Raw genomic sequence first — 24558 nt, forward strand, 5'->3', positions numbered from 1 at the left:
GTGACCGCGTGCGAGGATTCGACGCGTGCTCGATCTCGACGTCACCACCGTCCTGCTGCTCGTCCTGGCCGGCCTCGCGGCCGGCTGGGTCGACGCCGTCGTCGGCGGGGGCGGGCTGATCCAGCTGCCGGCGCTGCTGCTCGTGCCGGGCATCTCGCCGGTGCAGGCGCTGGCCACGAACAAGCTCGGCTCGATCATGGGCACGTCGGTCAGCTCGATCACGTACTACCGCCGGGTGGGGCCGGACCTGACGACGGCGGGACCGATGGCCGTCGCCGCCCTGGCCGGCGCGGTGGGTGGTGCCGCGCTCGCCACCCAGATCCCCGCCGAGCTGTTCACGCCGATCATCCTCGTGGTGCTCATCGGCGTCGCGACGTTCACCCTTCTCAAGCCCCAGCTCGGCCAGCAGGACAACCTGCGCTGGGAGGGCAACCGGCACCGGGGGACGGCCGCGGGGATCGGGCTGGTCATCGGTGCCTACGACGGCCTCCTCGGTCCCGGGACCGGGACGTTCCTGGTGATCTCGCTCGTGAGCGTGCTCGGCTACGCCTTCCTCCCGGCGTCGGCGCTCGCGAAGATCGTCAACTTCGCCACCAACCTGGGAGCGCTGCTGTACTTCGTGCCGGCCGGCGCCGTGATCTGGGGGCTCGGGCTCGCGATGGGCGCAGCGAACCTGGTGGGCGGGTACGTCGGGGCGCGCATGGCGGTGGCGAAGGGCTCCGGGTTCGTGCGCGTCGTCTTCGTCGTGGTGGTCGGTGCGCTCATCTGCAAGCTCGGCTACGACGTCCTCACCGGCGCGGCGTAGCGCGGGTGTCCAGGCTCTCCTTGTGACCGTCGACACACCGGTCCCGGGAGCCGGTCGCTACGATGGTTCGCGCACACACAAGACACCGGCGGGCCGTTGAGAGAGACGGTGGCCGGCAACAGAAAGGTTGCATGCATGGCACTGGTCGTGCAGAAGTACGGCGGGTCGTCCGTCTCGGACGCCCGCTCCATCAAGCGCGTGGCCAAGCGCATCGCCGAGGCCAGGCGCGCCGGCAACGACGTGGTCGTCGTGGTGAGCGCCATGGGCGACACCACGGACGAGCTCCTCGATCTTGCCGGAGAGATCAGCCCGAAGCCCCCTCAGCGCGAGATGGACATCCTGCTCACCGCCGGTGAGCGGATCTCGATGTCCCTCCTCGCGATGGCGATCGACAAGCTCGGGGTCAAGGCGAAGTCCTTCACCGGCCAGCAAGCCGGTCTTCTCACCGATGCCGTCCACGGCAAGGCGCGCATCGTCGACGTCGTCCCGCACCGGATCCGGCAGACCCTCTCCAAGGGGCAGGTCGCGATCGTCGCGGGGTTCCAGGGCGTCAGCACCTCCAACGACGTCACCACGCTGGGTCGTGGTGGATCCGACACGACGGCGGTCGCCCTGGCCGCCGGGCTCGACGCGGACGTCTGCGAGATCTACACCGACGTCGACGGCATCTTCAGCGCCGACCCGCGCATCGTGCCGGGCGCCCGCAAGATCGACCGGGTCACCTACGAAGAGATGCTCGAGCTGGCGGCGTCCGGCGCCAAGGTCCTCGCGCTGCGTGCCGTCGAGTACGCACGCCGGTACGGCGTGCCCGTGCACGTGCGCAGCTCGTTCTCGGGCAAGACCGGCACGCTCGTGGCCGGCACCCACGGAGATCTCATCGACCCGAACGCCAGCACTGGTGAGCAGGAGGAAGCCATGGAAGACCCGATCATCTCCGGCGTCGCGCACGACAGCAGCGAGGCCAAGATCACCGTCGTGGGTGTCCCCGACACGCTCGGCCAGGCCGCCCGCATCTTCGAGGTGGTGGCCGGCGCCGGCGCGAACATCGACATGATCGTCCAGAACGTCTCGGTCGCCGCGACCGGGCGCACGGACATCTCGTTCACGCTGCCGCACGGCGACGTCCGGTCCACGGTGGCCGCGCTCAACGCCGTGAAGTCGGAGCTGAAGTTCGACGAGCTGCAGATCGACGACGAGATCGGCAAGGTGTCGCTCGTCGGTGCCGGCATGAAGTCGCACCCCGGCATCTCGGCGCGCCTCTTCGGCGCGCTGCGGGACGCCGGGATCAACATCGAGATGATCTCCACCTCGGAGATCCGCATCTCGGTGGTCACCCGCGCCGACAACCTCGACGACGCGGTCCGGGCCATCCACACGGCGTTCGGTCTGGACTCCTCCGAGGGCGAGGCCGTGGTCTACGCCGGGACGGGGCGGTGATCTGATGACTGTCATCAACGCTCAGGGAGTCAACGTCGCCGTGGTCGGCGCGACCGGCCAGGTCGGCGCCGTCCTCCGCCGTCTCCTCACGGAGCGCGGGTTCCCGGTCAAGGAGCTGCGGCTCTTCGCCTCGGCGCGGTCGGCGGGGTCGACCCTCGCCTACGAGGGTGTCGACGTCACGGTCGAGGACGTCGCGGCGACGCCGACGGCGGAGCTCGCCGACATCGACGTCGCCCTCTTCTCGGCGGGCGGGGGCACGTCGCGCGAGCACGCGCCCCGCTTCGCGGAGGCGGGCGCCGTCGTCATCGACAACTCGTCCGCCTGGCGTCTCGACCCCGAGGTCCCGCTGGTGGTCTCCGAGGTGAACCCGGAGGCGATCAGCGACGCGGCCAAGGGCATCATCGCCAACCCGAACTGCACCACGATGGCCGCCATGCCGGTGCTGTCGCCGTTGGCGAAGGAAGCCGGGCTGGAGCGGCTGCGGGTCGCGACGTACCAGGCGGTCTCGGGGTCCGGGCTCGGTGGGGTCAAGGAGCTCGCCGACCAGGCGCGTGCCGCCGTCGCCGGTGACCTCGAGGGGCTCACCCACGACGGTTCGGCCGTGCAGTTCCCCGAGCCGGAGAAGTACGTCGCGCCGATCGCGTTCGACGTCATCGCGCTCGCCGGGTCGATCGTCGACGACGGGTCGGGCGAGACCGACGAGGAGCAGAAGCTCCGCAACGAGTCGCGCAAGATCCTGGGGCTGCCTTCCCTGGCGGTGGCCGGGACCTGCGTCCGGGTGCCGGTGTTCTCGGGTCACTCGCTCGCGATCCACGCCGAGTTCGGTGCGGCCCTGTCGCCCGAGCGGGCGCGCGAGCTGCTCGCCGCCGCTCCGGGTGTCGAGCTGGCGGACGTCCCGACGCCGCTGGGCGCAGCGGGTGCTGACCCGTCGTTCGTGGGCCGCATCCGCACCGACCAGTCGGTGCCGGACGGTCGAGGGCTCGTCCTCTTCGTCTCCAACGACAACCTGCGCAAGGGTGCGGCGCTGAACGCCGTGCAGATCGCGGAGATCGTCGCCGGTGACCTCGCCGAGCTCTCGACGTACGACGAGGTCGACGCTGCCGCCGTCGACGCCTGACGCGAGGTAGCGCAACTCTGCGCGAGGTAGCGCTCGTTCGCGCGAGGTAGCGCAGGAAGGGCCGCGGTGGGACTCGTCCCGCCGCGGCCCTTCGTCGTCCCCTCTTCCGCTGTGGGTGTACGACACGCGGTCGTCGCCGAGTGTTCGGCGGCGTGTCGTACACCCACAGCGGCGGGGGGGGGGGGGGAGTGTTCACCTGACCTCGGCCCGCCCGTGCTGGACGGTGTCGAGCAGGTCGGCCAGGTCGGTACCGGCGCGCAGCAGCGCCCGCGACCGCGCCGCGATCGTGTCCAGCCGTGCGCGCAGCACGGTCCCGGCCGGGGACGTGGCGCCGGTTCCCCGCAGCGCCGCCATGGCGGTCGCCACCGCCGGGACGCCGTAGCCTGCCGCGCGCAGCGCCGCGACGATCCGCGCGGCACCGACCTGCTCGACGTCGTAGGTGCGGACGCGTAGGGACCCGAATCGTCGTGCGGTGACCAGCCCTTCGGCCTCCCAGTGGCGCAGCGTCGAGGTCCGGACACCCAGGGCGTCGGCGAGCTCGGTGATGGTCAGGACGTCCCCGGGACGGGTCGCCGCCGGCTCGGCACCGATCTCGTCGAGCGCGTCGAGCGCCAGGAGGGTCTGCCGGCGGTCCTCGGCGAGGCCGACGTGCAGATCGGTCAGGGCCGCGACGGCGACATCGGGCGCCGATCCCCACAGTCCGGCCATCGTGCGGCGCGCGAGGACGGGGCCGACGGCGGTGGCGAGCCCCCGGTAGGCACGGACCGCCCGGACATGGACCGGCCGGTACAGCCGGTAGCCGGTGGCGGACCGTGCGGCCGACGGGAGGACGCCGAGCCGTTCGAGGTCCCGCACCTGCTGCACGGAGTACCCCGTCGCGCGGGCGACCTCGACGGTCCGCATCGGTCGATCCATGTCAACCCCACAGAAGCACTTCAAGGTGATGCTTGAACCATGAGTATGGACCAGATCATCGAGACGGTGCGCGGGTGGGACGGCGTCCTCGTCCTGCAGCCGGGGCCCGGCAGCAGCGCCCCGGAGCTCGCCTGGGGTGACGCCTTCTTCTACTACGCACCCGACGGTCGGGTACCGACCACCGTGCAGCCCTACGGCACGATCGTCACGAAGGACTACCCGGACGACACCAGCTGCGACCTCGACCGGCCAGGAAGGTGGCGCGTCAACATCCACGTGGGCCGCGACCGGGCCCAGGTGCTCCTGCGCGACCCCGGGCCGCATGCGGCGCACGCCACCGGGGCGTCGCCGTCGGACGCAGTCCCTACCGACACGTTCGTGGCGCACCCGGTGTACGGCGGCATGGGGTGGGTGTGCGTCGTCAACCCGGCGGACCGGACGGGGCCCGCCGTCGTCGAGGCGCTTCGCGAGGCGCACGACGCGGCCCGACAGCGGTACGAGCGCCGGAGCTCGCTCGGGTAGCCGTGGCGAGCCGGCACCGTCGGCCCCCTCGCTGTGGGTGCACGACACGCGGTGGTGGTCGGGTCGTTGGTGGCGTGTCGTGCACCCACAACGAGGGGGTGGGGGGTCAGCAGGTGGGGTTGGCGTGGGTGTCGTCGCACACGAGGCGGACGCGGGCTTCGGTGAGGGTGACGGGGTCGGTGGTGCTGGTGGTGGTGATGGTGCCCTCGATGGGGGTCCAGGTGCTGGTGCCGGTGATGCGGAAGTGTCCTTCCCAGGTGGTGGTCAGGGTGGTGGTGACGTTGTCGCGGTACCAGTTGCCGGCCTGGTCGCGGAGGGTTCCGGTGTCCTGATCGGGGTGGCCGAGGTGGGTGTAGGTGTGGCCGATCCAGGTGCTGTCGGGTGCGGGGGTGCCGTCGGTCCAGGGGTGGCCGGGGTCGGTGGTGGTCAGGGTGGTGGTGCCGGGGGTGTGGGGGTCGTCGAAGTCCCAGGTGTACTGGACGGGGTCGGCGCGGATCTGGACGGGGACGTCGAGCAGGGTGACGTCGACGATCTGGGGCTGGGTCGTGGCGTAGGCGGGGTAGTGGACGTTGACCAGGAGGGGTTCGCGGGCCTGCAGCACGGCTTCGGGGGTGGGGATGTGCATGGTGGCGAACTCGTGCCGGGCGGGGGCGGCGAGGTCGGCGGGGGTGATGCACTCGGTGCCGGAGACGCGTTCGGGGGCGGTGTAGGTGCCGTCGTCCTGGAGGCGCTCGACCCAGAGCTCGGCGAGCTCGTACTCGTCCTCGGGGCAGGGTGCGCCTTGGAAGTCTGCTTCCTGGGAGCCGTCGGGGCAGGAGTCCAGGGTGGTGATGAAGTCCGCGCCGTCGGTGGTGGCGGCGAGGTTGCAGGTGGTGGAGTCGGTGCGGAAGTAGCGGTCACGGGGACCGTCGTCCCCGGACGTCGCCGGGTTCTCCGCGTCGCCTGCTGCACCAAGCTCAACCGTGTCCGTGGGGTCGTCAAGAGTCGGCGTGTAGGAGTCGGCCGGAACTCCCAGGGCGACGAGTGCTAAAACGATGGCGGACGCCATTGCCTTCACTGGCTACTCCTCCTTGAGCGGCGCGATTCCGAGGATGTACCACTGGCCGTTGCGGTGCGCCAGTTCCATGCGTACGCGACCTTGATCCTCGTCGAACTCCGCAGCAACAGTCCCGTCGGGAGCAGTGATCGTGACTGCGGCGGTGTTGACTTCAACGTCGAGGGGCCAACCACCGGTGGGTTCGTCCTGCTCATAGGTGTGCAACACGCGGACCGTTGTCTCTCCGCCTTCGAACACGTCTCCGTTCTCCGCGATGGTCCGCGCCTGCTCCAGCCGGTTGGAACACGTGCTGCACTCCTTGTGCGACATCGCTTCCCACTCGGCGGTGTCGCCGGTCTTCATCATGTAGGGGTCGAGCAGCTGGAAGTACTTCGCCGCGGCCTCGGCGCCCTCGTGCCCGTCGTCGTTCATCGCGGCGGGCCGCTCGGGCGCGACGACCACGGGTGTCGGCGACGGTGCCGGCGAGGACTCGGTGACCGACGGCGACGGGCTGGAGGTGGCCTCCGCCGTCGTGCCCGGACCCGTCGGCGCGGGCGCGGGCTGGGTGCAGCCGGTGAGCAGGAGCGCCACCAGTGCGAGCGCACCGAGCGCAGGGGCGGCAGGGGGCATCGAGGGCTCCTTCACGGCTTCCTTCACCAGCGGGTCGACGGCGACACCTCGACACCGTAGCGAAACCGGACCATCTCGGGCACGGGCCTGTGGACGACGTCTCACCAGACGGTCACGACCGGCCGCGCGGCCGCAGGGGTTGACGGTCGCCACTGCTCTGTGGTTCATTAGTTAAGTAATGAACCACAGCACCAGCACACCCTGAGGAGGGTCGCGTGTTCGACGGCCCCGAACCGATCTACGTCCAGATCGCCCAGATGATCCGGTCGCAGGTCCTCACGGGCGAGCTCGCGGAGGAGGAGCAGGTCATGTCCACCACCCAGTTCGCGACGACGTTCCGCATCAACCCGGCCACCGCGGCGAAGGCCTTCACGGGGCTCGTCGACGAGGGGGTGCTCTACAAGCGGCGGGGGCTCGGCATGTTCGTCGCCCCGGGCGCGCGCGAACGCCTCCTCGACCAGCACCGCAAGGCCTACTTCGACGACGTGCTCGCCCCGGCGCTCGCCCAGGCGGACGTCCTCGGCATCCCGACCGCGGACATCGTCGCCTACGTCCAGGGCGGCGACGGCTCGCCCACCGAGACCACCCAGGAGAAGTCATGACCCCCGAGCCCTTCGGCGCGCGCCTCGAGGACGTCGGCGTCCGGTTCGGCAAGCAGCGCCGGATGACGGTCGACGGCACGACCTACCAGGACGAGGCGACCGTCGCGCTCGACGGCGTGGACCTCACCGTCCGCCCCGGAGTGATCACCGGGATCCTCGGGCGCAACGGCGCCGGCAAGTCCACGCTGCTCTCGTTGCTGGCGGCCTTCAACCGGCCCACCGCGGGCACCGTGCGCCTCGGCCCCGACGGCGACGCCCCGGAGGTGTGGGAGGACCCCTGGGAGAACGCCTGGGTCACCTCCAACGTCCAGCTGGTGCGTGAGTCCGGCGACCTCCAGGACGACGAGAAGCTGTCCGAGTCCCTCCAGTACTACGCGGACCTGCGCCCGCACTGGGACGCGGACCTCGCGGCCCGGCTGCTCGATATGTTCGAGGTGAACCCCCGCAAGAAGCCGACCGCCCTCTCGCGCGGCAAGAAGTCCGCCGTCGGGGCCACCATCGGCCTCGCCGCCCGCGCGCCGCTGACGATCTTCGACGAGGTCTACCTCGGCATGGACGCCCCGACGCGGTACGCGTTCTACGACGAGATCCTCGCCGACTACGCCGAGCACCCCCGCACGATCCTGCTCTCCAGCCACCTGGTCGAGGAGGTCGAGCGGCTCTTCGAGGACGTGATCGTGCTCGACCGTGGCCGGGTCCTGCTCGCCGAGACGGCCGAGGAGATGGGCCGGCGCGGGTTCAGCCTCACCGGTCCCGCCTCCGCCGTCGAGCGGCTCGCCGGGGACCGTCGGGTGCTGCACCGCCAGCAGCTCGGCGGCACGCTGCAGGTCACGCTCGAGGGCGCGCCCGAGGACGGCGAGGCGGCAGCCGCACGAGCCGCCGGCGTCGAGCTGGGCGCGCTCCCGCTGCAGGACCTGTTCGTGCGCCTCACCGAGCCGAGCCGGACGGAGGCGGACCGATGAGCGCCACCACGAGCCCACCGCCGTCCCGGGCAGCGCTCGCCGCCGTCTCGCAGCGGCGCGCCACCCGCCGGGCGACGCGGTCGATGGCCGTCCCCTCGTTGCTCGTCGGCACCGGCTTCTGGGTGTTCTTCGCGACGGCGGCGGTCGTGGTGCCGTTCGTCGTCGACCGCGCCGGCGGGCACATGGACGTCGGCGTGCTGGTCGCCGCCGAGTACAGCGCCCGGTGGTTCGCGTTCTCGCTGGGGCTCATCACCTGCTCGACCATCCTGGCCACGCACCTGGCCGCCGGCGGCACCCGCCGGGCGCTCCGCGACGCCGCGCTGGTCACCGCCGTCGTCACCGCCCCGGCCTACGGGGTGCTCCGCGCCCTCGCGACGGTGGCCGAACGGGAGGTGTTCCGCGCCGTGGGTTGGCCCTGGTCGGAGCCCGAGGGCGGCCTGGCCACCGGGAGCGGAGGCGTCCTCGCCACCGCGGGCGCCGAGGTCCTCGTCGTCGTGGTCTACGTCCTCGTCGGATGCGCCGTCGCCATCGGGTACACGTCCGACGGTCCGTGGCGCGGCACGCTGCTCCTCCTGCCCGGCCTGGTGCTGCTGGGGCTCGTCGAGCTCGCCACCCGCAGCGGCTGGGCCACGGACGTGCTCGGCTCCCTGCTTCCCGACGAGGCGTCGGGCACCGTCGCCGGGATCGTCGTGGCCCTCGCCGCGATCGGTCTCTCGGCCGTGTGGCTGCACCTGCGCCTGCGCACCGTCCGACTCCGGCCGACGAGGTGAGCGCCATGACCACGACGACGGCCGTCCGCGACGCCACGCCCCACCGGCGCGCGGTCTCCGCGGCCCGGCGCCGGCTCCAGCGCTACCTGCTCAGGACGGCGATCTGGTTCTGGGCCTGCTGGGCGCTGCTCGTCCTGTCCGTACCGGTGATCGTGAACCGCTACGGCGGCGTGGCCGACGGCCTGACCTACGACGCTGCCGGAAGCCCTGCGCGCTGGCCGGCGTTCGCCGTCGGCATCATCCTGACCGCCGCGCTCCTGCGCACCCACCTGGCCGCCGGCGGGTCGCGGCGATCCCTCGTGGAGGGGATAGCGCGCGGCGCCGTCGTCGGCGGGCTCGTGTTCGGCGTGCTGACCGTCGCGCTCGGCCTCGTCGAGCAGCAGGTCTACACGGCGCTCGAGCGGCCCTACCAGGGCGCGGGCGGCTTCCCGCTCGACACCGTGTCCGGGGTGGCGGCGACCGTCGTCGCCCAGACGCTCGTCATCGTCACCTACGTGCTCGTCGGCACGGCCGTCCACGGCGGCTACCGGCGATCGGGGCCCGTCCGCGGCACCCTCGCCGTGGTCCCGCTGCTGGTCCCCGCCGCGCTCGCCGACCTCGCGAGCCGCTCCGGCGTCTTCGCGATCCCGCTCCGCGACAGCCCCGTCGACTCGGCGGCCGGCGTCGTCGTCAGCCTCGTCGGCGCGCTCCTCGCCGCGGCCCTGGCCGCGGTGGTCGCGCACCTCGTGCTCCGCGACGCCACCGTGCGTCCGGCGTGAACCACCCTCGTCCCACCGCGCAGAAGGAGGCCAGACATGGCCGAGCCCATCGTGGAGGTCCGCAACCTCCGCAAGACCTATGGCGACAAGATCGCCGTCGACGACGTGTCGTTCGCCGTGCAGCCCGGGGAGATCTTCGGGATCCTCGGCCCCAACGGCGCCGGCAAGACCACCAGCGTGGAGACCCTCGCAGGCCTGCGGCACGCCGACGGCGGCACCGTCCGCGTGCTCGGCATCGACCCGCAGCGGCACCCCGAACGGGTGCGCGAGCACCTCGGGGTCCAGCTCCAGGAGGCCGCGCTGCACGACAAGATCACCGTGGGCGAGGCCCTGCGGCTGTTCGCCTCGTTCTACCCCGACCCGGCCGACGTCGACGAGCTGACCCGGATGCTCGACCTCACCGAGCACACCGGCCAGCAGTTCGCGAAGCTGTCCGGCGGGCAGAAGCAGCGGCTGTCGATCGCGCTCGCGCTCGTCGGCAACCCCAAGGTCGCCATCCTCGACGAGCTCACCACCGGGCTCGACCCGCAGGCTCGCCGCAGCACCTGGGACCTGGTCGAACGGGTGCGCAACTCCGGGGTGACGATCCTGCTCGTCACGCACTTCATGGACGAGGCCGAGCGGCTCTGCGACCGGCTGGTCGTCATCGACCGCGGCCGCGTCGTCGCCGAGGGGACCCCCGACGGGCTCATCGACGACCTGGACGACGAACGCACCGTCGTCGTGCGCTTCGCCACCGAGGACACCGGCCGGGCACGGGCCCTGCTCGCCGACCTCGCGGACCGGCACCCCGACGTCTACCGCACCGGGGACGCGGGGGAGCGGCGCATCGCCGTCACCGGGTCGCGGCGGGTGCTGCTCGCCGTCGTGCCCGCCCTCGCCGAGGCTGACGTCGTGCCCGACGACGTGGCCACCGTCAGCCGGTCGCTCGAGGACGTGTTCCTCGCCGTCACCGGCCGCACCTACGACCCGCAGGAGCTCACCGAAGGAGCCCGCTCATGACCACCACCACGCTTCCCGCCACCCGCCGGCCCACCGGGTCCTGGCGTGGCTTCAGCACGCTGCTGACCACCGAGACGAAGGTCTGGCTGCGCGACTTCGCCGCCGTGTTCTTCGGGATCCTGTTCCCGACGGTCCTCATGATCGGTGTCGGCTACGCCATCCCCGGGATGCGCGACCCGATCCTCGACGCCCCCGAGACATCCGTCTGGTACGGGCTCACGCCGATCGCGACCTACCTGCCGGTGGTCGTCGCGATGGCACTGGGCACGGCCGCGCTGACCGTCCTGCCGGTCACGTTCGCCACGTTCCGCGAGAAGGGGGTGCTGCGCCGGCTGGGCACCACGCCGATGCGCTCGCAGGGGATCGTCGTCGCGCACCTGATCATCAACGTCGCCACCACGCTGGTGGGTGTGCTGGTCGCCGTCCTGGTCGGCCGGTTCATGTTCGACGTCCCGATGCCGGGGCAGCTCGGCGTGGTGCTGCTCGCCTTCGTGCTCGGCATGGCGGCGATGTTCTCGCTCGGCATGCTCATCGCGGCGTGGGCGCCCAAGGCGTCGACGGCGAACGCCGTGTCGATGCTGCTCTACTTCCCGATGCTGATGCTCGCCGGCCTGTGGACGCCGGGACCGATCATGCCGGAGCTGCTGCAGCAGATCGGGCAGTTCACCCCGCTGGGGGCGGCGGCCCAGGCGCTGACCACGGGCTGGTTCGAGACGGGATTCCCGCTGCTGCAGGTGGTCGTCATGGCCGTGTGGACGGCCGTGCTGCTGCCGCTGGCGATCCGGATGTTCCGCTGGTCCTGATCCCCCGGTGCCGAACAGGAGGTTGGGCCCGCTATGGCCTGCCATAGCGGGCCCAACCTCCTGTTCGGCACCCCGGGGCAGGTTCGGCCTACGCTGCCGGAGTGACGCCGTTCCTGCTCCTGGCGACGCGTGCCGAGGACGTCGCCGCCGACGGCGAGTACGCCGCGATGTGCCGCTACTCCGGGCTCGCCCCGGAACAGCTCCACCGGGTGCGTCTCGAGGCCGCCCCGATGCCACGGATCGACCTCGACGACTACGCCGGGATCATCGTCGGCGGCGGCCCCTTCAACTCCTCCGACCCCGAGGACGCCAAGTCGGCGGTGCAGCGCCGGGTGGAGCGTGAGTTCCGCACGCTGCTCGACGAGGTCGTGGACCGTGACTTCCCGTTCCTCGGTGCCTGCTACGGCGTCGGGACCCTCGGCCAGTACGCCGGGGGAGTGGTGGACCGGCTCTACGGAGAGGCGGTCGGCCTCGCGACCGTCGAGCTCACCCAGGAGGGCACCGCCGACCCGCTGCTGGCAGGCCTGCCACCCGCGTTCACCGCGTTCGTGGGGCACAAGGAGGCCATGCGCGGCCTGCCGCCCGGCGCAGTCCGGCTCGCGCTCTCGCCGCGGTCGCCCGTGCAGATGTTCCGGCTCCGTTCACACCTGTACGCGACGCAGTTCCACCCCGAGCTCGACCTCGCCGGGCTGACCCAGCGGGTGCAGGTGTACCGCGACTACGGCTACTTCGCGGCGGACGAGGCCGACGACGTCGTCACCCGGGCGGCCGCGCGGCGCGTGACGGAGCCGATGCGGATCCTGCGCAACTTCGTCGAGCTCTACCGACGCTGACGGTCGGTGTCCCGCTCCCGGAGCTGTCAGGACCAGGACGCTGTCTACAGCCGCCACGTTCTGACAGCTCCCGCGCCCCCCGGAGCTGTCAGGCTCAGGACCTGGTCTACACGATCCTGAGCCTGACAACTCCGTCGGTTGACCAGCACCGTGGTCACGTGCGCGACGACGGATCGAGCGGCTCGTGCCGACCTCAGCGGACGAAGACCGTGCCCGCGCCAGGGTCGGCCCGGTACCGCTCCGTGGACGCGAGCCGCCGGCGCGTGGAGGGTGCGAGGTCCTCGGGCAATGCGTCCGACGCGAACCACGCCACCGCGACCGACTCGTCGTCGGCGACGTGCGCGGCTTCGGCGGACGCGGCCGAGACGGGCCGCGCGAGGAAGCACAGGTCGAGGTACGCGCTGCGGTCGCCGTTCGGATAGACGACCTCCGGCGTGGTGGACACCGCGGCCAGGGCGTCGACCTCCACCTCGACGCCGGTCTCCTCGAGGACCTCGCGCACGAGGCCGTGCGCCGGTTCCTCGCCGGGCTCCAGGATCCCGCTGACCAGCGCCCAGAGCCCGTTGTCAGAGCGCCGGCCCAGCAGGAGGCGCCCGGCGTCGTCGTGCACGACGGCGGTCACCCCGGGAAGCCACAGCGGTGCGGTCCCGACCTGGGCGCGGAGGGCGGCGACGAACTCGGGGATCGGCATGGGGCGACCGTACCCGGGACCGGATCGTGGACACCGCTGGACGGTGCGGCGTGCCCAGGCGTACTGTCATCGCCGTGAACATCCGTTGGTATTGGCGCTTTACGCCGGCTCCGCTGGGAGCTCGGCGGGCTTGCGCCTGACCGACACCTTCCACCGGAGCCAGCACAGGGCCTGGGACGCGTCGTGCGTCCGGGCCCTTTGTCGTCGGGGCTTCCGGTCGGGACCGGTCCGCCTGCGACGGCGCCGGCCGACCGACGAGACCGCCACCACCAGGAGCCCCGATGAGTCCCACCACCTCGCCCGCCGCGCGCGGCACCGCGACGACCGACGATACTGATCTGATGGCCGAGACCTCCGACCTGCGCGTCCGCGCCCTGGACCCCCTTCCCGCGCCCCGCACGATGCGCACCGAGCTGCCGCTGGGCACCCGGCGCAGCGACCTCGTGACCACGTCGCGCCGCGAGGTCCGCGACGTGCTGACCGGGGAGGACGACCGGCTCGTCGTCATCGTCGGGCCCTGCTCGGTGCACGACCCGGCCGCCGCGCTCGACTACGCCCGCCGGCTCGCGCCCGTCGCCCGCGACCTGTCGGACGACCTGGTGGTCGTGATGCGGGTCTACTTCGAGAAGCCGCGCACCACGGTCGGGTGGAAGGGTCTCATCAACGACCCGCACCTGGACGGCTCGCACGACGTGCGCCACGGCCTGCGGCTCGCCCGCGAGGTGCTGCTCGGCGTGCTCGACGCCGGTGTCCCGGCCGCGTGCGAGTTCCTCGAGCCGACCTCCCCGCAGTACATCGCCGATGCCGTCACCTGGGGCGCCATCGGCGCGCGCAACGCCGAGTCGCAGGTGCACCGCCAGCTCGCGTCGGGGCTGTCGATGCCGGTCGGTTTCAAGAACGCCACCGACGGCGACGTCCAGATCGCGGTGGACGGCTGCATCACGGCGGCCAGCGAGCACACGTTCTTCGGGGCGGACTCCGAGGGTCGCGCCGCCGCCGTCGAGACCGCCGGGAACCCGGACTGCCACGTCATCCTGCGTGGCGGGCGCGGCGGCCCGAACTACGGGGCCGACGACGTCGCCGCGGCCCTGGCGGTCGCCCGCACCTCGGACCTGGGCGGCGCCGTCGAGACGGGCGTGATCGTCGACGCCTCCCACGGCAACTCCGGCAAGGACCACGTGCGCCAGGCCGAGGTGGTGCGGGAGGTCGCCTCGCGGCTGGCCGAGGGGGAGCCGGGCATCACCGGCCTGATGCTGGAGAGCTTCATCGAGGAGGGCGCCCAGAAGCCCGGCCCGCTGGACTCACTCGTGTACGGCCAGTCCGTCACGGACAAGTGCATGGACTGGGGCACGACGGCGGAGCTGCTGGAGGTCCTGGCCGCTGCGGTGCGCTCGCGGCGGGACGCCTGACGCCGGCTGGCGCGCCGTCGTCGGCACCTGCTGCCACGAGCGTCTCTGTTCGTCAGGCATGGGGCCCGATAGCTGACGAACAGAGACGCTCGCGACGGTGTGCCGTCAGGCAAGGTGCAGGATCGCGTCCGGTGGCAGCGGGTGCGGCCGCCACCCGGAGCCTCGGAGCACGGTGGCGACCTCGGGTCCGACCCGCCCGTGCCAGGCGTCGGTGCCGGTGAACCGGCGTACGACGGTGCGCGAGGTGGCCAGACGGTTCTGGCGGGCGCGGTCGCGGTAGAGCGCCCGCGGTGCCGAGTGGACCTCCTGCCCGTCGATCTCCACGAGCAGCGCCGTGCCGTCCGGCAACCGCCAGGCCAGGTCCACGCGGGCGAAGACCTGCTCACCGGGTCCGGCGACCTGGAGCTGGAGGATGTCGGGCGGGAAGCCGCCCTCGACGCAGGACAGCCGGGCCCACGTCTCGGCCGGCGACTCGGAGCGTCCGTCGGCCAACGGCCACCACTCGCGTGTCCTCGCCATGCCGCGGCGCCCGGCGGCGGCTCGAGAGGTAGTGTCGAGTCGCTCGGCGTCGATGAGCCTTCGGTGCAGCGCCGAGTCCATGAGTGCCGCGGCGTGGCGGCGCCCGACCTGCGGCACGGCCTCGACGAGCGCTCGGTCCACGCAGCGGAAGCCTCCGACGTCGACCCATCGGTCGACCGGCGAGCGCCGAAGCCTGACCGGCGGACGTCTCGCCCGGGGGGCTCCGGTGGGCATCGCGACCTCGGGCGTGAGCTGCGCCGGCGCACCCTGCACTCCGTGGAGCACGAGGGCGCAGAGACCGGTGGCCACGGACCCCGGGTGCGCCAGCAGCCCGAGCAGCGCGGCCCGGCGCCGGCGATGCTCGATCTCGAGGCCTTGGTCGGCCCGCTTCACGCCGGTCGGTCCGGTGTCGAGGACCGCGCGGGCGACGCGTTCCCACTCCTTGGTACGTGTCCGCGCGGCCACCTGCTCGCGGGTCATCCCGGCAGCGAGGCACTGTCGCACCGAGACGAGGCCTTCTTGCTGCGCGGCGAGTGATGAGCGCCACGGAGCGTCTCACCCATCCAGGACGCCGTCCTCGCCGAACCCATGACGTCCCGGACGGTCCGGGACGAGCGATGCGGGACGGGTGCAGATCGACCGGACGGCTGGGGTGCGGCACACTGTGACGGTGCCGCGTTCCCTGCCGACTCCTGTCGACGATGCCCTCGTGGCGTGCGTCGACGGTGACCCGGCGGCGTTCGGGCCCGTCTACGACGCCCTGGCCCCGGTGGCCTACGGCTCGTCGCTCGGTGTGCTCCGCGACCCGGACCATGCCGCCGAGGTGACCCAGGAGGTGATGGTCGAGGTGTGGCAGACAGCAGCGCGTTTCGACCCCTCCCGTGCCTCGGCGCGCACCTGGGTCGCCACCCTGGCCCGGCGCCGGGCGGTGGACCGGGTCCGCGCCGAGCAGTCGCGCCGTGACCGCGACCAGCGAGACATGGACGGTCTGCGCGAGGTGAGCGAGCACGACGTCGTCGCCGAGGACGTGGAGCGCCGGCTCGAAGGTGCGGCCGTGCGCCGCTGCCTGGACTCGCTGACCGCGACCCAGCGCGAGGCCGTCGTCGACGCCTACTACGGCGGACGGACCTACCGTGAGGTCGCCGAGCGGCTCGGCGCCGCGCTGCCCACGGTGAAGTCCCGGATCCGCGACGGCCTCGGCCGCCTGCGCGACTGCCTGGGGGTGGCCCGTGCCTGACAGCACCCGTGACGCCTGGGACCTGCTCCCCGCCCACGCGCTCGACGCGGTCGACGACCTCGAGCGCCGCGCCGTCGAGCGTCTCCTCGCGGACGACACCGAGGCCCGGCGCGCGCTGGACGAGTACCGCGAGGTCGTGGCCGCCTTCGCCGTCGAGTCCGAGCCTCCGGCGCACGTGCGCGCCGCGGTCATGGAGCGCATCTCGGCCCCGGTCGCCGACGGCGGTGCACCGGCCGGGGACGACGGCGCCGCCCCGGCCGGAGCGGAGGTCGTCGATCTCGCCTCGCGTCGCCGCCGGTGGGGTGTGCTGGCCGTCGCGGCGGCCGCCGTGTTCGCCGTCGCCGTGCCCACGACCGTCGCGATCCAGGCCACGGTGGAGCAGAACCGCCTGCAGGAGCAGGCCGACACGGTCGCCGAGATGATGGCCGACCCGTCCGCGACCCTCCTGCGCAGCGACGTCACCGGTGGCGGCTACGCCACGGTGCTCGCGGCGGGTGACGACTTCCTCTTCAGCGCGGGAGACCTGCCCGACGTGGGCGACGAGTCGGTCTACCAGCTCTGGCTGGTCGGTGCCGAGGGCGGCGTGACGTCGGCCGGGCTCCTCGAGCCGCAGGACGGCGAGGTGGAGCAGCTGGTCAGCGACGTCTCCGGCGTGGGCCTGGCAATCTCCGTGGAGCCCGAGGGCGGGTCCGAGCAGCCGACCACCGACCCGATCGTGGTCCTCGCCGAGGGCTGAGCAGCCCCGGCTGTGCGGCGTGCCATCATCGCTCGATGACGACGATGCCCTGGGTCCCCGACCCGGCCTGCGGTGACTGGGTGCGTGCTGGGCTGGATCTCGAGGGCGACGGCCGGTGGACCATCCACACCTTTGTCCCGCGCGGCTTCGAGGCCTACGCCCGCGTCCTGCACCCGCTGCGACGGGAGGTCGACGGCGCGGACGTCCGGTGGTCGCAGGTCGCCGCGGCGTTCGGCACGCCGCTGCGCCCGACGGCGGACCTGGATCGGCTGTGCGGGCGCCCGTGGTCCGGCAACGAGGATGTCGTGACGCCGCAGGGCGAGGCGCTGGAGGCGCCGGTGGAGGGCCTCGTGCCGGCTGACGTGCTGGCTGCCGTCGCCGAGCGTCTCGCGCGGCACACCTCCACGCCGGACCGTGGCGTGGTGGGTGTGTGGGAGGGGATCGGGGGACTGGTGTCCTCGGCCGGCCGGGCGTCGTTCGTGGCCTGGTCCCCTGTGTGGTGGCTGCGGTGGCTCGTGGTGCCGGTGTGGAAGCTGATCCGGACGGTGCGGCGGGTCGCCGTCGAGCTCCGGCACCGACGCCGGGCACGCGGGACGGTCGAGTACGGGCTCGCACCACCGGACCCGGACGCCCCAGCTCCCGGCACGGGGGTCCTCGCCGTCGACGCCGCCGCCGGTCCGCGCCTGGAGCTGCCCTTCCGCAGCCACATCCTCTTCGCGGCCGGTATCGAGCGGTTCACGGGGCCGGGATGGATCGACGACGCTCCGTGGATCGACGACCTGGACCGCCGGACTTCCTACCCCCGGACCCCCGCGATCTTCTGGCCCGAGGACCGCGCGTGGGTGGCGGCGAACGACGTCGACGACGCATGGACCCTGGTGGGCGGTTCCCGGGCGCTCGTGGACTCCCTCGTGGCGGATCCGGCGCTCGAGGCGATCGAGCTGCCCGCGGGCGCGGTGCTCGACGCCCCGAGCCGGAGCGACAGCCCGGACCGGCCGACCCGCTACAGGTCCAGGTAGCGCTGGTACCGGACGACGAACCGCGCGTCTGTCGGCCCGACCGCCCTGGTCGAGGTGCACACCCGGCGCAGGTCCACGACGCTGCGGACCCCGCACACCTCTCCGTCCGGGGTGACCTCGTTCGACAGCTCCTGACCCGTGGTTCCCGCAGCGGCCAGCACGGAGACCTCGAGCCAGCAGCCGCCTGACCCGCAGGCCCGGTCGATCGCCGTGACCTGGGCCCCCTCGGGCAGGTCGGCGATCGTCGAGACGGGCGGCGCCGGCGGGCCGTCGAGCTCGAGCCAAGCCACCGGGACGGCGAGGAAGAGCCCGGCGAGCAGGGCGACGACGGCGGCTCCGACGACGACGACGCGGGTGCGAGGACGAGGCATGGGCCGACCCTAGCGCCTGTGCGGAGCGGCACCTGCGCGCGCACGAAGGGGCCGGGCCCGCCTCGTCGGATGACGAGACGGACCTGGCCTCGAATGGCTCCCGGACACCCGTGCCCGGGAACCGGACCGGAAAGGTGCCGATCACATGGACGGCATGAGCACCGAGTCGACGAGGTAGACCGTGGCGTTCTGCGTCATGACGCCACCGCAGATCACGTTGGCGTCGTTCACCATGAGCTCGTCGCCCGATCCGGTGACCTCGACGGTCTCGCCCTGGACGGTCTCGAGCTCGCCCGAGATGTCCTCGGGCAGGATCTGACCGGGCACCACGTGGTAGGTGAGCACCGTGGTCAGCAGGTCGGCGTCGGTGGAGAGGGTGTCGATCGTCTCGGCGTCCACCGCGGCGAACGCGTCGTCGACCGGGGCGAAGACGGTGAACTCGTCACCGTTGAGGGTGTCGACAAGGTCCACGTCGGGGTTGAGCTCGCCGCTCACGGCGGACGTCAGCGTGGTGAGCATCGGGTTGTTCGACGCGGCCACGGCGACCGGGTCGGTCGACATCCCGGTGATCGAGCCGTCACCCTCGGGAACCTCCTCGGCGTAGGCCTCGCAGCCGGCGCCCACGAGGTTCGCGGCGGGGTCCATGGCCATGTCCGACTCCATGTCCTCGGACTCCTCCATGTCCTCGGCCATCGGGGACTCCTCGGTCATCGTCTCCTCCGAGGAGCCCGACATGTCGGAGTCGTCGGAGGAGCACGCGCCGAGGGCCAGCAGGGCCAGAGCGGCGAGGCCGGCGGCGGCGGTGCGGGTACGAAGGTTCTTCATGGTTCTCTCCTTGCCTCGTCGCCCCGACCTGGTCCCGGGGCGCTTCACCGGAGGTTCGGAGCCCTGGTCGCAGCGGATGGGTCGCGGACGGAACTTCTTCCGGACGCGAGCTCTCTGGATGTGACCGCGCACGTGCGGGGACGCGCCCGCAGACTCGGGGGATGGTGGACGAGCAGAGGTTCCGCGGGCAGATCCTCGGGTGCGGCACGACGTCCGGCACCCGTGTGGTCCTGGGGCACTGGTGGGAGTCGCCGTTCGGTCCGTTCGCCGACGCCATGGTCGAGGACGCCGCCGGGCACCGGGTGCTGGTCGCACCGCCGCAGGTCGCGGACTTCGTGTCCACGACCTACCGGTTCGACGAGGTCGTGCAGACCCCGGTGTCGGTCCGGACCGGCACCGGCCGGGCGCCGGACCACCTCGAGGCCGAGGCCGGTCCGCTGCGGCTGCGTGCCGCCGTCGGACGCCGCACCGCGCTCGGGCGCTTGCTGCGGCTCGTTCCTGCCCGGCTCGCCGTCGCGCCGACGTTCGCGCTCCTGACCGACCCGGTGGCGCGCGTCCTGCTCGACGGCGTGCGCACTCGCGGGAGCGCCGGGAACGGTCGGCACGAGACCTACAGCGCCACGGACGTGCGGGCGCTGACAGGCGTCCGGGTGAGCTGGGCCGGCCGGGACCTCGGCGCGCTGGCGGACGTGGACCCTCCGGTGCGGTTCGGGTTCGGCTCGACGCCCCGGCGGCCATCCCTGACGCAGGTCGTCACCACCGTCCGCGGATGACGCGCACGGGGCGCACGGCGTGCTCCGACCCATCCGAGCGGCCCACGGTTCCGAACCCGTGGCATGGAGACACTGATCATCATCGGCCTGCTCGGCGGCCTCATCACCGGCATCTCGCCGTGCATCCTGCCGATGCTGCCGGTGATCTTCTTCGCGGGCGGCGTCGAGGGAGCCCGGCAGCGCGCGGCGGCAGCCGGGGGAAGCGCAGCGGCCGACGACGGCGCTCCGGACGCCGGTCCGGACGCTGCGGCCGGCGAGGGCGGCGGCGTCAGCCCCGCACTGTTCGCCGGCGCCCCGTCCGCGGTGCGGGTGGGCAGGTCCGGGCAGGTGACGAGCGGCCCCCCGACCGGCCGCGCCGGCACGGTGAGGCTGCCGCTCTCGGCGGACGAGACGGTGGACGAGCCCCCGGCGGACGACCGGCGATCGCGCCGGTCCTCGAGCAGCGCGGGTCGGTCGTGGCGGCCCTACCTGGTGATCGCCGGGCTGGTGCTGAGCTTCACGGTCTTCACCCTGCTCGGTTCCGTGCTCCTGACGGCTCTGGGGCTGCCGCAGGACCTGCTGCGCTGGCTGGGCATCACGCTGCTGGCGGCGATCGGCGTCGGGATGATCGTGCCGCGAATCGAGGAGGTGCTGGAGCGGCCGTTCCAGCGCATCGCGGCGTTCGGCTCCCGGAAGGGTGCCGCCCGGCAGGACCGCGGGGCGTTCCTCCTGGGCCTCGGGCTGGGCGTGCTGTACGTGCCGTGCGCCGGGCCGGTGCTCGCCGCGATCACCGTCGCCGGCGCGACGGGCAACATCGGGCCGGGCACCGTCGCCCTGACGGTGAGCTTCGCCGTCGGCGCCGCGATCCCGCTGCTGGTCTTCGCGCTGGCCGGGCGCCGGGTCGCCGAGCGGGTGCGCGGGTTCCAGCGCCACCAGCGCGGCATCCGGGTCACCGGCGGTGTCGTCATGATCGTCCTGGCCGTCGGGCTGGCCTTCGACGTGCCGGCCCAGATCCAGCGCGCGCTGCCGGACTACACCGGCGCGCTGCAGGAGCAGGTCGACTCCAACGAGTCGGTGCAGGAGGCCCTGGAGCTCGGCGGCATCGTCACCGACGCGAACCGGGAGCTGTCGAACTGCACGAGCGGGTCCACCGAGCTGGCCGACTGCGGCACCGCGCCGCCCCTGACGGGCATCACGCAGTGGCTCAACACCCCTGACGAGCAGCCCGTCGAGCTGGCGGACCTGCGCGGCGACGTGGTCCTCGTCGACTTCTGGACGTACTCCTGCATCAACTGCCAGCGCGCCGTCCCGCACATCGCGGACTGGTACGAGAAGTACCAGGACGCCGGGCTCGAGGTCATCGGGGTGCACACGCCGGAGTTCGCGTTCGAGCGCGAGACGCGCAACGTGGTCGCGGGCGCGGAGGACCTGGGCGTGGAGTACCCGATCGCCCAGGACAACTCCTACTCGACCTGGACCACCTACCGGAACCGGTACTGGCCGGCGGAGTACCTGATCGACGCCGACGGGACGGTGCGCTACCTGAAGTTCGGTGAGGGCGACTACGACGTCACCGAGCAGCACATCCGCGACCTGCTGCGGGCTGCGGACCCGGACGTCGAGCTGCCGCCGCCGTCCGACGTGGTCGACACGACGCCGGACGCGGAGACCACGCCGGAGACGTACCTCGCGCTGAACAAGGTCTTCAACTACGCGGGCCCGACGGCGTACGGCAGCGGGGAGGAGACGTTCGAGCCGGCCGCGGAGCAGCAGCCGGATACGTTCTCGCTGGCGGGCACGTGGGACGTCGACTTCCAGGGCGCGACGGCGGTGTCCGACGACGCCCGGTTGCGTCTCGCCTACCGGTCGACGGACGTGTTCGCGGTGCTCGGCGGCGAGGGCACGGTGACGGCGCGCGTGACCGCACCTGACGGGACGGTCCGCTCCGAGGAGGAGATCGCCGTCGGCGGCAACCCCACGCTGTACGACGTGCTGCGCGGTGACGGCCCGACGGACGGCATCGTCGAGCTGGAGGTGCCCGCCGGGGTGTCGGTCTACACGTTCACCTTCGGGTGATCGTCCCGGGTCAGGACCAGCCGGCGACCGCCTGGGCCCACGGTCCCACCCGCACCTCGGCGCCGTCGAGGACGTCCAGCGGGGCCGGGGCGCCGCCGGCCGCGGCGTCCTCGCCCTCGGCGGGCGGCTGGTCGGCCAGGCCCGGTGCGCGCGGCACGAGGCGCTCCGGGTCGGCCTCGGGCACCGCGACCACCTCGACCGCGGTGGTGACGTCGGGGTCGTTCGCGGTCGACATGGCCCGCCACTCCAGGGTGGCGATCGCCGCTTCCCCCGGCGGTACGACGACGCGTCCGGCGACGACGCCCGGGGCCGTCGGCACGATCGTGACGTCCCGCTGGCGCTCGCCGTCCGCGTTGAGGAACGCGAGCTCGGGCACGCCGTCGACGGCGCAGGGGGCGTCGGAGACGTTGCGGCCCCGCACCGACAGGTAGCGCGCTCCCGTGGCGGCGTCGGGCGAGCTGAGGGCGGGCTCGAGGTCGGCGCCGGTGCATGCCGGCGCCGCGGCGTCGGCGGGCCAGGCCTCGGTGCCGTCGGGCAGCGGGAGGGTGTGCGGCTCAGGCTCGGGCGGCGCGACACCGCCGACCCAGCCCTCGGCGAGCGTGTCGTGGCCGGGCGAGAAGAGGGTGTACGGCACGGGGTCGCCCGCCACGGCGTGCGTCTCCAGCCAGTCCTCGAGCGCGGCGGTCGTGCTCGCCCGGTCGTCCGCCTGGTGCAGCATCAGGCCCCTCTCACCGGTGGAGAACGCCGACTCGACGCCGTCGCGCTCGGCAGCCTCGACGGCGAGACGGACCAGAGCGACGTCGACGACGACGGGGATGCCGGGCTCGTAGCGGACCGTGCCGTCGAGCGTGGCGAGGGCGGCGATGAATCCGCGCCGCTCGGCGAAGTCGGCCAACGCGAGGAGCTCGTCCGGTGTGCTCGTCTCCGCGGAGTTGTCGGAGGCGCGCGCGGCGCCTGCCTGCCACAGCTCGTAGGCCTGGGTGACGGCGATGTCGAGGTCGGGGTTGTCGAGGGTCCGCACGCTCAGCGGGTAGGCAGGGGCGGTGCCGCTCTCGTCCGGCTGGCCGGCGGCGATCCCTATCGACCGGGTCAGCTCGACGCCGGGGACGGGGGCCGCGGTGAACAGTGCTGACACCTGGCCGGCCGCCCGACCGGCTTCCTGCGGCGTCAGGTCCTCCTCGAGCCGGACCTCGAGCCCGGCCACGGCGGTGTCGCCGTCCTTCGCGTCGTGGTGGAGCACGTCGTAGCGGACCTCTGCTCCGACGACGCCAGGGATGGACTCGATCGGTCCGACGGCTTCGCGCAGGGCGCCCGGCACCGTGTTCGGGACGGTGTTCGGCACCGTGTCCCACGGCCGCCAGAGACCGATCGCGACGAGGCCGACGGCGACCAGCGCCACCCACCCGAGGACGACGCGACGTGACATGTGCTGATCGTGCTAGACCGCGGCGCACCGTCCGCGACGTTCCGGATCAGACGAACGACTCCAGCACGGCCCGGTCGACCGGACCGTCGGCCCGGATCAGCTCCTCCGCCTCGTCCATGCGGTCCCACACGTTGAGGCCCATCGCCCCGGAGACCCGCCCGTCGGAGACCCAGAAGACGACACCCTCGCAGTCCGCCGGCGAGCCGCTGACCACAACCTCACCCTCGGTGACGCCCTTCGACTCCATGCCCAGGTCGAACTGGTCGGTGAAGAAGTACGGCAGCACGTCGTAGGCGGTCCCGTCCCCGAGCATCGACCGGGCGGCGTGCCGGCCGGTCTGGTCAGCGGTCGCCCAGTGCTCGGTGCGCAGCGGTCTCCCGTAGCGCGGGGACGGGACCGAGGCGATGTCGCCCACGGCCCACACGTCGGGGGCGGTGGTCCGCAGCGTCCCGTCCACGACGATCCCTCCGCCGTCGGACGCGGGGCGCAGCTCGATCCCGGCGCCCTGGACGACGCCGACCTCGGGCGTGACGCCGATGCCCACCACGACGGTGCGTGCCTCGAGCGTGCGGCCGTCGTCGAGCGTCACCCCGGTGACCCGGTCCGTCCCGGGCAGGCTCGTCACGGTGGCCTCGCGCACGAGCAGGACGCCGTTCTTCTCGTGGAGGTCCGCGAAGATCTGCCCGACCTGCGGCCCGAGGCCGTGCAGCGGGTGCGGGGACCTGCTGACCACGGTGACGTCGTGGCCGAGCTGACGGGCCGACGCCGCCACCTCCATACCGATCCAGCCGTCGCCGACCACCACGACCGGACCGTCGTGGTCGAGCGCGCTCGCCAACCGGTCGGCGTCGCGCACGCTGCGCAGGTGGAGCACTCCGGGCAGCTCGCCGCCCGGGACGTCGAGCCGCCGGACCCGGGACCCGGTGGCCAGCAGCAGCCGCGAGTAGCGCAGCGAGCCGCCCGGTGCCAGCGTGACCGTCCGTCCGGCGACGTCCAGGCCGACCGCCGTCGTCGACGTGCGCAGGTCGACGTCGTGGTCCCGGTACCAGCGCTCGTCCAGCGGGACCAGGGCGTCGCGTCCGACCTCCCCGCGCAGGTAGGCCTTGGACAGCGGCGGTCGCTCGTACGGCGGGACCGCCTCCCCGGCGACGACGACGAGATCGCCGTCGTACCCCTCCGTGCGCAGCGTCTCGGTGGCGCGGGCAGCGGCGAACCCGCCTCCGACGACGACGATCGGCTCCATCGGTCCTCCCCTGCAGCGGCAGTGATCCGCCTCACAGCCTGTCACGTCGAGGGACGCCGTGC

General features: G+C 72.8%; 26 protein-coding genes. 17 read left to right on the forward strand and 9 right to left on the reverse strand.

Annotated features, from left to right (window positions below; genetic code table 11):
* Positions 1–25: 25 nt before the first annotated feature.
* The 3 genes from UQW22_RS08240 to UQW22_RS08250 all read left to right on the forward strand — a co-directional run bounded on the left by UQW22_RS08240 (position 26) and on the right by UQW22_RS08250 (position 3359).
* Positions 26–805, forward strand: a complete 780-nt coding sequence (locus tag UQW22_RS08240; RefSeq protein ID WP_407320424.1) for a TSUP family transporter — start codon at positions 26–28, stop codon at positions 803–805.
* Positions 806–940: 135 nt separating this feature from the next.
* Positions 941–2242 (forward strand): aspartate kinase, encoded by a 1302-nt coding sequence (locus tag UQW22_RS08245; RefSeq protein ID WP_407320425.1) that lies wholly within the window; start codon positions 941–943, stop codon positions 2240–2242.
* A gap of 4 nt (positions 2243–2246) precedes the next feature.
* The gene (locus tag UQW22_RS08250) at positions 2247–3359 is read left to right on the forward strand and encodes an aspartate-semialdehyde dehydrogenase (protein ID WP_407320426.1); all 1113 of its coding nucleotides are present in this window, start codon (positions 2247–2249) and stop codon (positions 3357–3359) included.
* Between the two features lie 192 nt (positions 3360–3551).
* Here the strand turns inward: UQW22_RS08250 and UQW22_RS08255 are convergent, their stop codons facing one another.
* Positions 3552–4262 carry a MerR family transcriptional regulator gene (locus UQW22_RS08255; protein ID WP_407320427.1) on the reverse strand — a complete coding sequence of 237 codons (711 nt, stop codon included), beginning with the start codon at positions 4260–4262 and terminating at the stop codon, positions 3552–3554.
* 51 nt (positions 4263–4313) lie between these two features.
* Here UQW22_RS08255 and UQW22_RS08260 point away from each other — a divergent pair, with 51 nt between their 5' ends.
* The gene (locus tag UQW22_RS08260) at positions 4314–4796 is read left to right on the forward strand and encodes a DUF6194 family protein (protein ID WP_407320428.1); all 483 of its coding nucleotides are present in this window, start codon (positions 4314–4316) and stop codon (positions 4794–4796) included.
* 106 nt (positions 4797–4902) lie between these two features.
* On the opposite strand, the gene UQW22_RS08265 is transcribed toward UQW22_RS08260, so the two are convergent.
* Entirely contained in the window at positions 4903–5853 is a 951-nt protein-coding gene (locus UQW22_RS08265; RefSeq protein WP_407320429.1) for a hypothetical protein, read from the reverse strand.
* 3 nt (positions 5854–5856) lie between these two features.
* A complete protein-coding gene (locus UQW22_RS08270) occupies positions 5857–6489 on the reverse strand; it encodes a DUF6318 family protein (RefSeq protein ID WP_407320430.1) in 633 nt (210 codons plus the stop codon).
* Between the two features lie 188 nt (positions 6490–6677).
* On the opposite strand from UQW22_RS08270, the gene UQW22_RS08275 reads away from it, so the two are divergent.
* From UQW22_RS08275 to UQW22_RS08305, 7 genes are all read left to right on the forward strand, one after another.
* Positions 6678–7064, forward strand: coding sequence for a GntR family transcriptional regulator (locus tag UQW22_RS08275; RefSeq protein WP_407320431.1), 387 nt, complete (start codon positions 6678–6680; stop codon positions 7062–7064).
* On the forward strand, positions 7061–8026 hold the full coding sequence (locus tag UQW22_RS08280) for an ATP-binding cassette domain-containing protein (RefSeq protein WP_407320432.1): 966 nt from the start codon (positions 7061–7063) through the stop codon (positions 8024–8026). The genes UQW22_RS08275 and UQW22_RS08280 overlap by 4 nt, the downstream gene beginning before the upstream one ends.
* Positions 8023–8796 (forward strand): hypothetical protein, encoded by a 774-nt coding sequence (locus tag UQW22_RS08285; RefSeq protein WP_407320433.1) that lies wholly within the window; start codon positions 8023–8025, stop codon positions 8794–8796. Before UQW22_RS08280 ends, UQW22_RS08285 begins: the two co-directional genes overlap by 4 nt.
* 5 nt (positions 8797–8801) lie before the next feature.
* Positions 8802–9554 carry a hypothetical protein gene (locus tag UQW22_RS08290; protein ID WP_407320434.1) on the forward strand — a complete coding sequence of 251 codons (753 nt, stop codon included), beginning with the start codon at positions 8802–8804 and terminating at the stop codon, positions 9552–9554.
* A gap of 36 nt (positions 9555–9590) precedes the next feature.
* Positions 9591–10556 carry an ABC transporter ATP-binding protein gene (locus UQW22_RS08295; protein ID WP_407320435.1) on the forward strand — a complete coding sequence of 322 codons (966 nt, stop codon included), beginning with the start codon at positions 9591–9593 and terminating at the stop codon, positions 10554–10556.
* A complete protein-coding gene (locus UQW22_RS08300) occupies positions 10553–11359 on the forward strand; it encodes an ABC transporter permease (protein WP_407320436.1) in 807 nt (268 codons plus the stop codon). The genes UQW22_RS08295 and UQW22_RS08300 overlap by 4 nt, the downstream gene beginning before the upstream one ends.
* A 101-nt stretch (positions 11360–11460) precedes the next feature.
* Positions 11461–12192, forward strand: coding sequence for a glutamine amidotransferase (locus tag UQW22_RS08305; protein ID WP_407320437.1), 732 nt, complete (start codon positions 11461–11463; stop codon positions 12190–12192).
* A 193-nt stretch (positions 12193–12385) separates the two neighbouring features.
* Here UQW22_RS08305 and UQW22_RS08310 read toward each other — a convergent pair whose 3' ends face one another.
* Complete coding sequence (locus tag UQW22_RS08310) at positions 12386–12883, reverse strand: NUDIX hydrolase (protein ID WP_407320438.1); 498 nt, start codon at positions 12881–12883, stop codon at positions 12386–12388.
* Positions 12884–13164: 281 nt separating this feature from the next.
* Here UQW22_RS08310 and UQW22_RS08315 point away from each other — a divergent pair, with 281 nt between their 5' ends.
* Positions 13165–14292 carry a 3-deoxy-7-phosphoheptulonate synthase gene (locus UQW22_RS08315; protein ID WP_407320439.1) on the forward strand — a complete coding sequence of 376 codons (1128 nt, stop codon included), beginning with the start codon at positions 13165–13167 and terminating at the stop codon, positions 14290–14292.
* A 105-nt stretch (positions 14293–14397) separates the two neighbouring features.
* Here the strand turns inward: UQW22_RS08315 and UQW22_RS08320 are convergent, their stop codons facing one another.
* Positions 14398–15291 (reverse strand): hypothetical protein, encoded by an 894-nt coding sequence (locus UQW22_RS08320; protein ID WP_407320440.1) that lies wholly within the window; start codon positions 15289–15291, stop codon positions 14398–14400.
* A gap of 190 nt (positions 15292–15481) precedes the next feature.
* Between UQW22_RS08320 and UQW22_RS08325 the strand changes: the two genes are divergently transcribed.
* Genes UQW22_RS08325 through UQW22_RS08335 form a run of 3 tightly spaced genes read left to right on the forward strand, consistent with a single transcriptional unit; the run spans position 15482 to position 17803 of the window.
* Positions 15482–16048: a sigma-70 family RNA polymerase sigma factor gene (locus tag UQW22_RS08325; RefSeq protein ID WP_407320441.1), complete on the forward strand. Its 567-nt coding sequence runs from the start codon at positions 15482–15484 to the stop codon at positions 16046–16048.
* Entirely contained in the window at positions 16041–16784 is a 744-nt protein-coding gene (locus UQW22_RS08330) for an anti-sigma factor domain-containing protein (RefSeq protein WP_407320442.1), read from the forward strand. Before UQW22_RS08325 ends, UQW22_RS08330 begins: the two co-directional genes overlap by 8 nt.
* A gap of 35 nt (positions 16785–16819) precedes the next feature.
* A complete protein-coding gene (locus UQW22_RS08335) occupies positions 16820–17803 on the forward strand; it encodes a hypothetical protein (RefSeq protein WP_407320443.1) in 984 nt (327 codons plus the stop codon).
* Here UQW22_RS08335 and UQW22_RS08340 read toward each other — a convergent pair.
* Both UQW22_RS08340 and UQW22_RS08345 read right to left on the reverse strand, forming a co-directional pair.
* Complete coding sequence (locus UQW22_RS08340) at positions 17788–18174, reverse strand: hypothetical protein (protein WP_407320444.1); 387 nt, start codon at positions 18172–18174, stop codon at positions 17788–17790. The two genes, UQW22_RS08335 and UQW22_RS08340, sit on opposite strands and share 16 nt — an antisense overlap.
* Before the next feature lie 141 nt (positions 18175–18315).
* On the reverse strand, positions 18316–18999 hold the full coding sequence (locus UQW22_RS08345; RefSeq protein ID WP_407320445.1) for a fasciclin domain-containing protein: 684 nt from the start codon (positions 18997–18999) through the stop codon (positions 18316–18318).
* Between the two features lie 161 nt (positions 19000–19160).
* Between UQW22_RS08345 and UQW22_RS08350 the strand changes: the two genes are divergently transcribed.
* A complete protein-coding gene (locus UQW22_RS08350) occupies positions 19161–19772 on the forward strand; it encodes a hypothetical protein (protein WP_407320447.1) in 612 nt (203 codons plus the stop codon).
* 63 nt (positions 19773–19835) lie between these two features.
* Positions 19836–21827 carry a cytochrome c biogenesis protein DipZ gene (locus UQW22_RS08355; RefSeq protein ID WP_407320448.1) on the forward strand — a complete coding sequence of 664 codons (1992 nt, stop codon included), beginning with the start codon at positions 19836–19838 and terminating at the stop codon, positions 21825–21827.
* 10 nt (positions 21828–21837) lie between these two features.
* Here the strand turns inward: UQW22_RS08355 and UQW22_RS08360 are convergent, their stop codons facing one another.
* Together UQW22_RS08360 and UQW22_RS08365 are read right to left on the reverse strand one after the other, a co-directional pair.
* Positions 21838–23253, reverse strand: a complete 1416-nt coding sequence (locus UQW22_RS08360) for a DUF4232 domain-containing protein (RefSeq protein ID WP_407320449.1) — start codon at positions 23251–23253, stop codon at positions 21838–21840.
* 46 nt (positions 23254–23299) lie between these two features.
* On the reverse strand, positions 23300–24496 hold the full coding sequence (locus tag UQW22_RS08365) for an NAD(P)/FAD-dependent oxidoreductase (protein ID WP_407320450.1): 1197 nt from the start codon (positions 24494–24496) through the stop codon (positions 23300–23302).
* Positions 24497–24558 lie beyond the last annotated feature (62 nt).

It is taken from the genome of Isoptericola halotolerans (assembly GCF_045689585.1).
GTDB classification, from domain to species: domain Bacteria; phylum Actinomycetota; class Actinomycetes; order Actinomycetales; family Cellulomonadaceae; genus Isoptericola; species Isoptericola halotolerans_B.